We start from the raw sequence: 13,320 nt of genomic DNA, 5'->3' as shown, positions 1-13,320 counted from the left end.
CAAATGCTTTCCTCGTGCTATCCCATTGCAGCCAATGATGCCAACGCGAATCTCTCCACTCATGAACAGGACTCCTTGTCACTTAATTTCGCATCTTCCCACAGTTCGTTAAAAGCTTCCTTTGATTGCTTCAGCAACGCATCTATAGATAGCGTTGGAGGTGTTGGTGTAAGCACTTCCTGGGCTACCACACCAGAATAACCAACTTGTTTGAGTGCTTGTAAAAACCCCACTAAATCAATGACACCCTGCCCAGGGTAGAGTCTCTCATCATCCAACACATTTTTAATAGGGATATCTGGGGCATCATTCAAATGGACGTGGACAATTTGGTTGCTCGTCAATCGCAGAATGTCCTTTAGGCGATTCGACGTTGTATACCAGTGATATGAATCCAATAGCAAGCCAACATTGGAAGCAGAGATAGCTTGTATCCAGTCCAACATTGGATCCAACTCCCACACAAACGGATTCTCCCAACGAGTGCGGAGATGATGCGGGCCAACGAATTCAAGCCCTAAACGCATCCCATATGCGTCAAGAATATTCGCGCAGCAACGCAAGCGCAGGGTAGCTTTTGCAAGAAAATGAGCCGGATTCTCATCCACAGAAGGCAGTACATACGTGCAGCAACAACGACATCCTAATGCAGAAGCCACTTCTACTTCGGAACAAAAACTCACTATGCTTTCTCGAAATGATATGTCACTTCCACGCCAGTCTACACTCAGGCCAAGCGATCCAAGGCTCATTCTGTGAGAATTAAGATACTCACGCGCCCTTTCCACTTCCTCGTTTTGAGTCCACTCAAGAAGTTCCCATCCTTCGACATCCACCGCTTCGAACGCATAGTCTGACGCCTTCTCAATAAAATCCGTGATGTGTCCCACATCATGCAAACCCGCACGTGTTAATCCTTTCCGCAACGTACTAGGTCCCCTTTCTCTGAATTGATCCTCAAACTACAATCCTGCTAAATCGACCAATCCAGCTCAATCTGACGCCCTGTTCGAGACGACTCATAGATAGCATCCAGTATCAGTTGCGTTGTGAGACCGGCTAAAGAAGAGGATATCGGTTCTTGGTTCCCGCGGACGCACTCAATGAAGTGTTGGCTCAATCGAACACGATCACCTATGTCGCCAGAAGGACGAGTCAAAGGAACATCGACAGGATACGCGTAAATTTCCGTCAAGAGTTTTCCGCTGTCACCCCGTAGTGATGCACCGCCCTTATCCCCCAAAATATGCACAAACGGTTGCGAGTCAGTGTCCATATGGACGGCCCAACTAACCTCTAATGTGAGCGTGCTACCGTTCTCCATTTTAATCAGCGCCAAAGCGAAATCCTCAACGTCAAAGTAGCCATCCCAGTCTGGTTTCCCCCAATCACCGATTCCACGACGTTCTGGACCAAATTTTGCATAAGTTGACCCAACTACAGACACTGGATTCGGATTTCCCATCAGAAAGAGAGCAAGGTCCAACATGTGCACACCAATATCGATAAGCGGCCCACCGCCTGCCTCCGCCTTCCGAGTAAACCATGTTCCCCATCCAGGAATTCCTTTACGGCGAAACCAGCCTGCTTTTGCTGCGTAAACATTCCCCAATCCCCCACAGTTGACTTGTTCTTTCACTGCTATCGCTTCGGTCGACCAACGCATTTGATGGGCTATCATCAGTCTCTTCCCGGAGTCCCTCTCTGCTCTAACAATTGCTTTTGCTTCTTCTGCATCCAAAGCCATGGGTTTCTCTAGAAGAACATGTTTCTTCGCCTGCAATGCCGCAACGGCCAAGGACGCATGAAGGTGATTGGGTACGCCGATGACCAGCGCATCGATGGATTTGTCTTCCAACAATTGCTTGGGGGTATCGTACACGCGTAGAACTCCGAATTGATCTTTGGCAGTTTCCGCCACGGATCGAACGGCATCTGTGACCGCGACCAATTCCACACCCTCCAACAACCGAAAAGCATTCATATGCACTTTTCCGATATTTCCAGCTCCGATAAACCCTAGGCGAACCTGGTCATGCGTACTATGTTCCATGTCCATCATCCTTTTTATATGCGTTGCACTACCATTTCTCTAAGAACGCCTCATTGAGACCTTAACTGTGTCAAGAATTCAAAACTCATTTGGATACTCTCAAGTGGATTGTTCCGGCACACATCTTGTTCTACGATATACCACTGCACGTCCGACTCTTCGGCTGCAGAAAGGATGCCCGGCCAGTTCAGTGTGCCATGACCAACTTCCGCAAAAAATCGTTCGTCATCTGCCGTCATATCTTTCAGATGTACAACAGGACAACGCCCTGCATAGCGACGAATGTATTCAGACGGGTCTTGATGAGCATAGGCAATCCAGTATAGGTCAAGTTCTGCCTTGACATATTCCTTTTGCGTATGTTCGTACAAATAGTCAAGAGCAAACGTGTTATCGAATGTAAGAAACTCGAATGCGTGATTGTGATAGCCGAATCGAATGTCCACTTCAGCAAACGATTCTCCTACTCGATTGAAGAACTCAGCTAGCTGCTGATAATCTGACTTGGACCGGCGTAATTCCTCGGGCAGATACGGACAGAACACATATTCGAGTTGCAATACGGAGGCTTCCTCGATCACACCGGAAAGCCTATTTTGCAATTCGTTTAAAGATACGTGACTGGACACTGGTGTGAGTCCTAAATCCACGACGACATCACGCAATGCCTTGATTGGCATATCTCCATATCCAGCAAACTCGACACCCTCATACCCAATTTTCGCCACTTTCTCTAACGTCGGAACAAATGCATCTTTCATCAGATCACGAAGCGTATACAGTTGCACTCCAATTTTGTTCATACCGTCATCCCCATTTCTAGATATTGAAAAGCTTTTTCCAACACGTCAAAACCATGCTTCACTACCTCTCTACGCACTGGCAGTCTCACGGAGAAGTCAGACACATTTTGTCACGAATACAAATGACAATTCAGAAAGTGGCCATCACTTACTTCTTGACGCTTGGGCCGATCACTGCGACATTTCGCCATCACGTGTGCACATCGAAATTGAAATGGGCATCCCTGAATGTCTAAGCTGAGGTCCGGTGGTTCGCCAGTGAATATGGCCTCATCTAGTTCACCAATCCCTCTCCGATGAGGATCGGGCGAAGCTTGAATCAACAATTGAGTATAGGGATGTTGAGCATGTTCGATAATTTCCTCGGCTGAGCCCTCTTCAATGATTTCTCCAGCGTACATAACAACCACTTTGGTGGCTACATAACGCGCACTGGCTAAATCATGCGTAATATACAGATATGCGATGTTATATTGCTCATTTAAAGCCAACATCAGATTGAGAACACCTAAGCGCAAAGATACATCCAACATAGATACCGGTTCGTCTGCCAACACTAGCTTCGGACTAGCAGCGAGTGATCTTGCCAAGGCAACTCTCTGTCGCTGACCACCCGACAACTCATGAGGATACTGCATCAAAAAATTGCTCGGCGGCGATAACCCGACTTTCTCCAAAGCATTCCCGCACAGTACATCTCTCTTCGCCTTCGTGAGCTTTTTTAAACCACTCGGCAGACTTCGTTCCATAATGGTTCCCACGGAATGTGTAGGATTCAATGAAGAAAATGGGTCTTGAAAAACCATCTGAACCTTATTTCGATAACTCTTTAAGGCTCCCCCTCGAATTTTGGTCACATCTCTCCCTTCAAACCTCATTTCACCTTGATCTGGTGTGTATAGACGCATAATAGTTCTCGCTACAGTTGACTTTCCAGAACCCGATTCCCCAACCAGAGCAACAATTTCGCCCACTTTAATGGATAAATTCACACCTCTTAAAACATGAGATACTTTCTTTCCCCGCACAAACTCCTTGTGAACATCATTCATTTCAAACAAGTTCTTATCAGATGGTACATCCATCATGCCTTCTTCGTGAGATGCCACACCGTCCAATAGATTCACGTCCGTTCCACCTCGGTTCCCGACAAGTTAGCCTGAACATGACATGCAATACTTCGTTGACCGGTCTGAACGAGGCGCGGCATATCTAGGTGGCATCGCTCTATCGCTACGCTACACCGATCCGCAAAGGGACATCCTGCAGGCGGATGTAACATATTTGGAGGAGTACCCGGAATGCCCTCCTGTCTGACCACGGGCCCATGCAGTGGAGGAAATGACTGAACCAACGCCTTTGAATAAGGGTGCCGTGCTTCCCTCAAAAGTTCGTAAGCCGGGCCGCTTTCCATCACACGTCCTCCATAGAGAACCACAACCTCATCGGCTACCTCTAAGAGCAACGACAAATCATGCGTTATGAGAAGGACTGCGAACCCCAACTCCCGCTGCAACCGGCGAATTAGAGCGATAATTTCACGCTGTGCCACGACATCCAGTGCAGTAGTCGGCTCATCCATGATGATGAGTTCCGGCTCCAAAAGCAGTGCTAGAGCGATGACAATTCGTTGCCGCTGGCCACCCGAGAGTTGATGAGGATAGCTGTCCAGTTTACTCGTAGACAACTCGACAATTCTTAAAACTTCCGCACAACGTGCATCCGCTTCGGCTCTTGAATACTTGGGAACATGGGCACGAATCGCATCGTGCATCTGAGTTCGAATTCTTAATACAGGATTCAAGGCATTCATCGCACTCTGTGTCACGAACGAAAACGTCTTCCAACGCATCATACGTAGTTCTTTTTTTGAAATATCCAAAACTTTCCTACCGGATATCTCCACCTTCCCCTCCACACGAACTGTAGGTGGGCTTAGCACTCTCGTTGCGGCCAATACTAAAGTGGACTTACCACTTCCCGACTCACCAGCCAACCCTACAAGTTGCCCTTTATTGACACATAAACTGACGTCCCGTACCGCCTGAACCCACCCCTCTGTAGTGGGGTAACTGACAGAGACATTCTCTATCGATAACACTTCTTGCTCATTGTTCATGAACTCTCACCTTTCTCTTGCGCAACCTCGGATTCGTAATTTCATCCAATGAAAAGTTGAGCAGCGCCAATGCCCCGCCAAATACGGCAATGGCAACACCTGGAGGAATGAACCACCACCAGAGCCCATTGATGAGCGCCTCATTGTTTTGTGCCCAGTAGAGCATGCTACCCCAACTAATAGAGTTAATATTGCCCAGGCCAAGAAACGCCAAACTAGCCTCCGTTAGCAGCGCATTGATCATACTGAACAAAAGTCCAGACAACACGAGAGACGCGATATTCGGGAGGATTTCACCCAGTACAACTTGCCACCAAGATTGGCCACTGAGTCGAGCGTGAAGAACATAATCCCGTTCTCTTAGGGATAGCGTCTGCGCTCTCAAACTTCTAGCACCCCACGCCCAACTTGTCAGGGCAATAACCAAAATAATTGGCCATTCGGAGCGATAGTGCATATAGCTGGATAAGACGATGACAAGTGGGAGACTTGGGACTACAAGAAACACATTGGTTATCCATGAAAGAACATTGTCAGCAAACCCTCGAAGGTATCCAGACGTTACTCCTACAAGCAAAGAGATGGTTGTCGCAATTGCCCCTGCAGAAAATGCGACCTCCATAGAAACACGACTTCCGTAAACCAGTTGGCTAAAAACATCTTGCCCAAGACCATTTGTCCCGAGTAAGTGGGCACTGCTCGGTGGTTGATTGAGCATGTACACCTCTGCGTTCGGATTGTCGTGAGCGATCAACGGGGCAAATATGGCTCCCAGCACAAAAATAGCAATAACAACTAAACCGATAACGGCTTTCGCGTTCCCAAAGAGAGCAAGCAGGCGTACGTTTTTTGTCTTCTTTTTTGCCGATCCTTTCGGAGGTCTCGACGCCAAAGAAACATCGGAATCTGCATGGTACTCCATCATTCACACCTCACTTTTAATTACTAACCCGTGGATCCAGGCGTGAATATAGGATGTCAATCAGGAAATTAGCAATGAGTACCGCCGTTACAATGATTAAAAAAATTGCTTGCATCAACGGATAGTCGCTGTTCGTAACGGCTTGATACAATGCGTACCCGATCCCGGGATAGCTAAAGACAATTTCCGTCACCACAGCACCGCCAACTACAAACCCTAAAGACATAGCGAAACTGGTAATTTGAGGTAGCATAGCGTTTCGTGTAGCGTAGTTGGTTACGACCTCCCTTTCCGGAAGTCCTTTCATCTGGGCAAGAGTGATGTAGTCTTCGGAAAGGACACTGATTAAATTGTTCCGCATTCCTAGCATCCATCCCCCAAGAGAAGTAACGACCAAAGAGGCTATTGGAAGTGCAGCGTGATACAATACGCTCCCGATAGTCTGTAAGTTGAATCCGGGAGACTGTTCATCACTAAAGGAATGAGCTATCGGGAACCAGCCCAAGACAAACCCCAAAACGTACAACAAAGCCAGAGCAACCCAGAAATACGGCATAGACGCAATTAGTGTGAACGCAACCGGTATCGCGTCTGCTACTTTCCTTCCTCTTCTCCACGCGGACAGAACACCCAACCCCGTACCAATGACAAATGAAATAATAGTAGCGCTGCCAATGAGAAACAGAGTCCAAGGAAGTGTGCTGGCAATGACTTGCGACACCGGTTCCGGGAAATACGTAAACGAAATTCCGAAGTGTCCTCGGAGCGTATTCCACAAATATGCCAGATACTGATGCCAAAGAGGTTGATTCGAACTGACACCAAAGGCAATTTCTAGAGCCTTCAGCGCTTGCGGAGACATTTGCCCTTGAGCACGAGCCATGACTGCCGTAGCGGCATTGCCAGGCATCATCCGCGGCAGTAGAAAATTCAGGGTGATGGCAGCCCAAAAGATGGACAAATAGAAGACCGCCCTTTTAAGTACGTACATGTTCTCCCCCCTCTAATTCATGAGGCAACTCGTGCCGACAAAACAAATCGCCGACACGAGTTTCTATGGTGAACTTATTTTTGATAGAGATGGGTCAACACGACGATGGGGCCCGAGTCTGCAGCAGCATTCCAGTAGGGATTCGAGGAGGTTGGCCATCCGGCAATGGTAGCCGTTGAATATTCAATGGGTTCATTACGATTCAACAACGTTATTACCGGCAATTGCGTCGCCATAATCTTTCCCAGCTCCGCAATGATTTTCTTTTGCTTTTGCGGATTCTCTGTCGCATTAAATTCTCCAGACAACGTTTGCACTTCAGGGTTCGAATAGCGCTCATAGTTCATCCCTACAGCCGTTTTCCCAATAGGACCGCTGAACTTGGTGTTCATCAATCCATTTTGAGTAAAGTAAGGATTTGGACCGGATGGAGTCCAACATATGCCAGCTTGAAAATCGCCAGTTTCTAACTTAGTCAAATACTCATTCGCAGAGACTGTATCTTCGTTCACTTGAATCCCGATTGCGCCCAGCATCGATTTGATTTGACTTGACATGGTCACAAAATCAGAAAACGGAGCCGGTACATCCATGTCAATGGTGAATGGCTGACCTTTAGGCGTCATCATGACTCCATTCTTCATCGTAAATCCTGCATGAAGGAGCATTTCCTTGGCCTTCGTCGGATCAAAGACCGCAGCGTATTTTGCCTGTAGAGAGGGAGTCGACCATTCGGCTGCCATACTCGTTCCCACACCATTTTGTGACGCGGGCGTCGAGTATCCGCTTTCACCAATCACCGATAACAGATGCCTGTTAATGGCCATACTAATAGCTTTGCGTACGACTAACTCGTTCAGCGGATAGTCTTGCAGGTTAAGATATAAGTCATCGAATCCACTTGAGTCAGTAGAAATATGATAGTCTGCCGGATTTTTCGCCACAAATGATGTTTTTAAATCAGGCGAAAATATGGTAGCCCAGTCAATCTTTCCGGTAGCAAGGCCTAGAATGGTGCTCTCATTGGATGTCTCAGCTGGATAATAAACCGTTTCTAGATAGGGCTTTCCCTTCTGCCAGTAGTGGGGGTTTCTTGTTAACGTGATTTGCTGCGAATTAAAGGTTTTGAGCATGTATGGCCCAGTCCCAATAGGATGACTGTCTTTATAGGTCACAGGGTTCTTGCCCTCGAACTGAAACTTGGGAACGATGAGAGTTTCGGAAAAGTAATAGAAAAAGGTTGCATTTGGTTTCTTCAAGGTTACTTGAACTTGATACTTTCCATTTGCCTTGATGGAGGTCATATAGGACCACAACGCATTCCCGTCGATAGCTGGATATTTTTTCAACATATCCATGGTAAACACGACATCTTTGCTTGTGAACGGTTTGCCATTCGACCATGTAACCCCATGCTGAAGATGAACAGTTAGAACCGTTTTGGACTTATTCCAACTCCAGCTTTTGGCTAACCAAGGCAAATCCGTCCCATTCGTTCCATTCCATTGAACCAACGGCTCGTAAATATCAGGTACAATGTCATCCTGATTTTCTCCTGGCACATAGGGATTAAAAACATCTGCCCACGGCCCATGCGGTGAAGCGTTGATCGAAATGGAACCTCCTACGTGGGGTCCTGCATTTTCATTCGATGTAACCGAAGTCTTTGCTGTGGTATTTGCAGATGGCGTCGTGCCGCAACCAGCGACACCCAAAACAAGAACTGCAGTAGACAAGGACCAAACAGCTAGCAAATGTCTTTTTAACACTACGTTCCCCCCCAGAAATTCGTCACATCTCTCCAGACCAGGCTCTTGACAAAACGCACGACGTCATACATTTTGCGATCGTACAAAGCGGTAGTGAATGGTACTTAAGGTTCGGAATGCCTAATTGACGTTCTACACTCCCCCTTTCAAAGTAAATAACAGATGGTCAGGGTTTTTAATTTCCCATATTTCCTATATAGTTCAGCACAAACTGACAGAACAAACTGTTCGCCCACGAAAACCACGGACGAGTATAGTTTTCCGGCCGACTCGCATCAAAGCTCTCATGCATCATGTTTGTGCCCGCGGTGGTGCTAACCAGCATTCTCAACAGAGATTCCCTTTCTTCTTGATCGCTAGAAGTAAGACCTTGCATAATCAACGCAATCGGCCATACATACCCTTCTGGCGTATGAGGACTTCCAACACCTTTCGCGTACTTTCCGGAATAGTAATACGGATTGTCCTCACTGAGAACAAAGCGCCGAGTGTTCATATATACAGGATCACTCTCATCCCGATATCCGATATAAGGGATAGACAACAGACTGGGGACATTCGCGTCATCCATAAGATTGTAATTACCATATCCGTCCGTCTCGTAAGCGTATATGCGGCCGTATCTCGAGTGATCGACCATTCCGTATACCTGTATCCCAAAATCTATTTCATTCGCAAGCATTTCGGCTTCACTAGCTAGATGGAAATCCGAAAAAACAGAGCGCAATATCTTCGCCATATGACGCAAAATAACCACAGCGAACATATTGGAGGGAATGAGATACCCAAATTGGCACGCATCATCGCTCGGGCGAAATCCAGACCAAACCATTCCCGTGAAGTTCGTTCTGGTTCCCGTTCCAAAAGGCAAAGTATCTGTCGTCGATTCAGCATGCCGGACAAACGAGTACCGCGATTCTTTATCATGCTTCTGTTCTGTACGCATCACCTGAATTATGCGAGCAAATCCCATGTGAACGGTTTCATCAAGAACAGAAAAATCCTCCGTAGCGCCTATGTAATCAACGCATAACTGCACAGGGTAGCAAAGCGAATCCAACTCGAATTTTCGTTCCCAGATCCACGGGCTTTGCATGGTTTGATCTTCGCGATGGCCTTGGTTGTCCGGGGCAGAATTAAAAGCATTTGCATAAGGATCGATTAAAAGAAACAAAAATTGACGCTTAATAACACCCTTTATCAAACGTGCCAACTCAGGATCATCTGCAGCAAACGTTACATAGGGTCGAACCTGAGCCGCCGAATCCCTGAGCCACATGGCCGGGATATCCCCCGTAATGACAAACGTCGTTCCGTCCTCCAGGGAGCGCACAGTCGTGTCGAGAGTATGACTAAAAGCCTGCTTAAACACAAGATTTAAGGGTTCCCAGCCAGAAAGACGCTCTGCGACCATTTCTTTCGTTGATCGCAAACTTGTATTCCCCACCAACCAGCATCAGCTCCACCTATGCGTAATTTCGGAAAAACTTCAAAATTGCCAAAATAACTATCTTCCTCAAGGGTATCTCTGTTTTTAAGATATGTCAATATATCATTAATACTTACGGAACAAAAAACCGTTTATATCGAGTTATGCGCGATAGGGAACCCAACAGATGAGGCATACGCAATTTCATAAGGGACTTTGGTTAGAAAGGGTACCTCACAACGGTGCAAAAGTTGTTCTAGTATTGCAACGGCCGTTTCACCTATGAGATTTTCCGCTTGATGAACATGAGTAAATACAAGTGGATTTTGTATAGAGTGATCAAAACATACAATAGAAATGTCTTCTGGGATCTTTTTATCTAAGTTGAAAGCAGCTTGCCGTATAAGACATGCTATCTCGTATTCGCACGCCACAAACGCCGTAATTTCTGGAGCATCCTTAATAAACCGTTCTAACTTTGCGATATCTTCAGCACTTTCTTCATACTCGTAGAGATGTTTTAATTTTAAGGTCGATTGTACGTCCGTCATCAGAAATTTTTCATTGACGGACAGCCCATGTCGTGCAAATGCTTGAGAATAACCACTCAAGCGTTCTTCTATGGACGAAGTATTTTCAGGAGGAGGCGAAACAAACGCTATATTTTTGTGCCCATAATCGATGAGGAGAGACGTAAGTTTCTCAGCAGCCTCTTGATTATCCGTAACAACGGCTGGTATGGGTATGCCCTTAAGAAATCGGTCCACTAACACGAGCGGGAAACGTTGGAGAGACAATTTCAGCAGATATTCACTATAATATTCACCGTGCACAGGGAATACTATCAGACCTTTTGCACCGATGCGAATAAAGTCTTCTACAGCCCTTTCTTCTACCTCTCTAGAACCATACGAATCCTTTAGCAACATATACATCCCCAGCTCTGAGGCCTTCTTCTCGATGGCATGAACCATCCTCAATCCAAAAGGTTCACCAAAGCCAGGAAGAACAAGACCAAACAGAAAGCCACGAAAACTGTCTGGAGAAAGCGACTGAGCATCGACCGCAGACCTCGTAGCTGCGTTGAGTTCTATGAGCTTATTCGCATTTTCCGTTACAAATGAACCTTTGCCACGAGTGCGGTTTATAACTCCTAATTCGGCCATTCGAGCAAGCGCGTGCTTGGTCGTAATACGGCTAACACCAAACTTTTCAGCCAACTCTTTCTCAGATAGCACTTTGTCCCCTGGTCGAAGCTTACCCGTCTTAATCTCATTTATAACAAATTGATATATCTTTTCGTGCAATAAGTCCACCATGAATCAATCCTTACGATTTATATAGTAACGTATACATCTATTACAATTATATATTATATCACCACTTCGCGCCTCGCACACTGCGATATCGACTCCCCCTTTTTAACGAACCACTCATGCACCAGAATATGGTGTACCTCTAGTCACGGAACAGACGACCTCTAGCGACTTATTCAGTGCGCCGTCAAACCGCATTACTGAAGCATGCGGTTTGACGGCGCACTGAATACCAAGCAATAGGTTTCTTCTATTTTTTCTCAATAAACCCATTGTTGTAGTGAGCGAATCTTCCTGCATTGCGATCGTTCACCGGATCTGGACGGCTCCATGGCCATCCTCCAAACTGCGTTCTTCGATATTCTTCAAACGCATCGAAAAGTTCTTGCCGTGTGTTCATGACAAACGGTCCGTGCTGTGCGACGGATTCCGCAATCGGTTCTCCCTCAAGAATGAGAATCTGTCCATCGATAGGCCCATTGGCAATCGAAATTTCTTGGTCGCCAGCAAGTTTCACTCTATGCCTGGGCTTAACCGCCGTACCTTCCACATAGATTGTGTCACCTTGATAAAAATATAGATTTCGATTTAGTGTTTTTGAGATTGGCGGAAGAGACAACGTCGCATTCGGCTCCAAGCGGACAAGGAAAATGCCAACATGATGATCCGGATCTCTGGCCCAAGAAGCATTCGTTGGTTCGATACTGGTTTCTCCCTGAAAGCTTCCAGCGATCAAGCGTACAGTTGCCTTTTCCCCGTTCGAACCAACGGCTTCGACTTCCGGAATATCCTCCGCCCAAAGCATTTTATACTCAGGCGGTGCATATTTGTTCTTATTAGGCAAATTAATCCAAATCTGAAAGAGTTCCAATGGATTTTCTTCCTCTTGATGCACAAGTGGAAACATTTCAGTATGCTGAGTGCCTCTGCCCGTGGTAAGCCACTGAACGTCACCATGTCCGTAACGTCCGTATGCTCCGGTTGAATCAAAATGGTCGACGAACCCTTGAAGAACTACGGTGACTGTCTCAAAACCCATGTGTGGATGAACTGGAAATCCCGGAACTTTCGTACCGTGATACATACTAAATCCATCCTTCGCTGAAAAATCTTGACCAAGACTTCTATCTTGTATCGATACATCAGGTCCTTGATCATTATTTCCACGGGGATACGCATCTTGATGATGCATGGTTACAAGAAAGGGATCTTCGGTTTCCCATGGTGACGCGAATGGATGAAGGACGAGAATCTTGTCTGGCATTCCGCAATACCTCCTGATAAAGATAGGATCACACATACTGTTGGAGTTGCTGAGCAGTTTCAGTCACTTTACGCATTCCATTCTCAATGATTTTTTCTGCCTTATCAAGGCGTGCACTTCGCCGCCTTAGCAATCTCTTGGTGACCAATGGGACACAACCCATCGTGGTTTTTCCCAAGATGTTGCCTGATACATGGTAGAGGCAACATCACAGTGTACTTTATCGCTCTGTGTGATACAGCGCCAACTCTGCGAGTCGCCTTGTCCATTTGAGCTTAACGACATCATCCCGTTCGTCTTGTTCCAGTGGCTGAAATAATTTCTCTCCGGCAAACCCTGCGTCGATGCGGATAGCTCGGATATTGACACCTGCAGGCCGCTGTTTCTTCATCTCCTTGCACCGGAACAAACCATCGATCTCTGGCAATGCTGCGTTTCACTGCCGAACACGAGGTGTTGTAATTTGCGGTGGAAAAAATGATAGACTAGTCGTGAAACGTTTATCTGAGAAGTGACAACTTTCGCTCGAAAAATAGGGGGAGATGCGATGGGAAGTGGAAGCGTGTTGTTCGAGGACGGCGGAGCATCGAAAAACCGTCTGGCTCGCAACGTGAGATGGGTAGGCGCCATATTGTTATTTTTTGTCGCGTACAT

At 46.5% G+C, this 13,320-nt stretch carries 12 protein-coding genes; all 12 read right to left on the bottom strand.

The annotated features are described in order from the left end of the window. Positions 1-59 precede the first annotated feature (59 nt). On the bottom strand, positions 60-926 hold the full coding sequence (locus M4I36_RS11435) for a sugar phosphate isomerase/epimerase family protein (RefSeq protein WP_258111878.1): 867 nt from the start codon (positions 924-926) through the stop codon (positions 60-62). A gap of 47 nt (positions 927-973) precedes the next feature. Further along, a complete protein-coding gene (locus tag M4I36_RS11430; RefSeq protein ID WP_258111877.1) occupies positions 974-2,053 on the bottom strand; it encodes a Gfo/Idh/MocA family protein in 1,080 nt (359 codons plus the stop codon). 50 nt (positions 2,054-2,103) lie between these two features. Then, complete coding sequence (locus M4I36_RS11425) at positions 2,104-2,856, bottom strand: sugar phosphate isomerase/epimerase family protein (protein WP_258111876.1); 753 nt, start codon at positions 2,854-2,856, stop codon at positions 2,104-2,106. Between the two features lie 110 nt (positions 2,857-2,966). Beyond that, a complete protein-coding gene (locus M4I36_RS11420) occupies positions 2,967-3,983 on the bottom strand; it encodes an ABC transporter ATP-binding protein (RefSeq protein WP_258111875.1) in 1,017 nt (338 codons plus the stop codon). Further along, positions 3,980-4,975 (bottom strand): ABC transporter ATP-binding protein, encoded by a 996-nt coding sequence (locus tag M4I36_RS11415; protein WP_258111874.1) that lies wholly within the window; start codon positions 4,973-4,975, stop codon positions 3,980-3,982. The genes M4I36_RS11420 and M4I36_RS11415 overlap by 4 nt, the downstream gene beginning before the upstream one ends. After that, positions 4,965-5,900 carry an ABC transporter permease gene (locus M4I36_RS11410; RefSeq protein WP_258111873.1) on the bottom strand — a complete coding sequence of 312 codons (936 nt, stop codon included), beginning with the start codon at positions 5,898-5,900 and terminating at the stop codon, positions 4,965-4,967. The genes M4I36_RS11415 and M4I36_RS11410 overlap by 11 nt, the downstream gene beginning before the upstream one ends. A 13-nt stretch (positions 5,901-5,913) precedes the next feature. Then, positions 5,914-6,888: an ABC transporter permease gene (locus tag M4I36_RS11405; RefSeq protein ID WP_258111872.1), complete on the bottom strand. Its 975-nt coding sequence runs from the start codon at positions 6,886-6,888 to the stop codon at positions 5,914-5,916. Between the two features lie 74 nt (positions 6,889-6,962). Beyond that, positions 6,963-8,657 carry an ABC transporter substrate-binding protein gene (locus tag M4I36_RS11400; protein ID WP_258111871.1) on the bottom strand — a complete coding sequence of 565 codons (1,695 nt, stop codon included), beginning with the start codon at positions 8,655-8,657 and terminating at the stop codon, positions 6,963-6,965. Positions 8,658-8,832: 175 nt separating this feature from the next. Beyond that, positions 8,833-10,089, bottom strand: coding sequence for a glycoside hydrolase family 125 protein (locus tag M4I36_RS11395; protein WP_258111870.1), 1,257 nt, complete (start codon positions 10,087-10,089; stop codon positions 8,833-8,835). Between the two features lie 149 nt (positions 10,090-10,238). Next, positions 10,239-11,405, bottom strand: a complete 1,167-nt coding sequence (locus M4I36_RS11390; RefSeq protein WP_258111869.1) for a GntR family transcriptional regulator — start codon at positions 11,403-11,405, stop codon at positions 10,239-10,241. Between the two features lie 247 nt (positions 11,406-11,652). Next, positions 11,653-12,666: a pirin family protein gene (locus tag M4I36_RS11385; RefSeq protein WP_258111868.1), complete on the bottom strand. Its 1,014-nt coding sequence runs from the start codon at positions 12,664-12,666 to the stop codon at positions 11,653-11,655. Positions 12,667-12,886: 220 nt separating this feature from the next. Continuing rightward, a complete protein-coding gene (locus M4I36_RS11380; protein ID WP_258111866.1) occupies positions 12,887-13,057 on the bottom strand; it encodes a hypothetical protein in 171 nt (56 codons plus the stop codon). Between the last annotated feature and the right edge of the window lie 263 nt (positions 13,058-13,320).

The organism is Alicyclobacillus sp. SP_1 (assembly GCF_024706985.1).
Taxonomy (GTDB): domain Bacteria; phylum Bacillota; class Bacilli; order Alicyclobacillales; family Alicyclobacillaceae; genus Alicyclobacillus_I.
The sequence above is the reverse complement of the archived record's forward strand: the minus strand, read 5'-3'. Positions and strand labels throughout refer to the sequence as shown.

Excerpts from the sequence above, each read along its gene's own strand:
- M4I36_RS11430 (WP_258111877.1), bottom strand. The coding sequence starts at position 2,053 with ATGGAACATAGTACGCATGACCAGGTTCGCCTAGGGTTTATCGGAGCT.
- M4I36_RS11425 (WP_258111876.1), bottom strand. The coding sequence starts at position 2,856 with ATGAACAAAATTGGAGTGCAACTGTATACGCTTCGTGATCTGATGAAA.
- M4I36_RS11415 (WP_258111874.1), bottom strand. The coding sequence starts at position 4,975 with ATGAACAATGAGCAAGAAGTGTTATCGATAGAGAATGTCTCTGTCAGT.
- M4I36_RS11410 (WP_258111873.1), bottom strand. The coding sequence starts at position 5,900 with ATGATGGAGTACCATGCAGATTCCGATGTTTCTTTGGCGTCGAGACCT.
- M4I36_RS11405 (WP_258111872.1), bottom strand. The coding sequence starts at position 6,888 with ATGTACGTACTTAAAAGGGCGGTCTTCTATTTGTCCATCTTTTGGGCT.
- M4I36_RS11390 (WP_258111869.1), bottom strand. The coding sequence starts at position 11,405 with ATGGTGGACTTATTGCACGAAAAGATATATCAATTTGTTATAAATGAG.
- M4I36_RS11385 (WP_258111868.1), bottom strand. The coding sequence starts at position 12,666 with ATGCCAGACAAGATTCTCGTCCTTCATCCATTCGCGTCACCATGGGAA.
- M4I36_RS11380 (WP_258111866.1), bottom strand. The coding sequence starts at position 13,057 with ATGAAGAAACAGCGGCCTGCAGGTGTCAATATCCGAGCTATCCGCATC.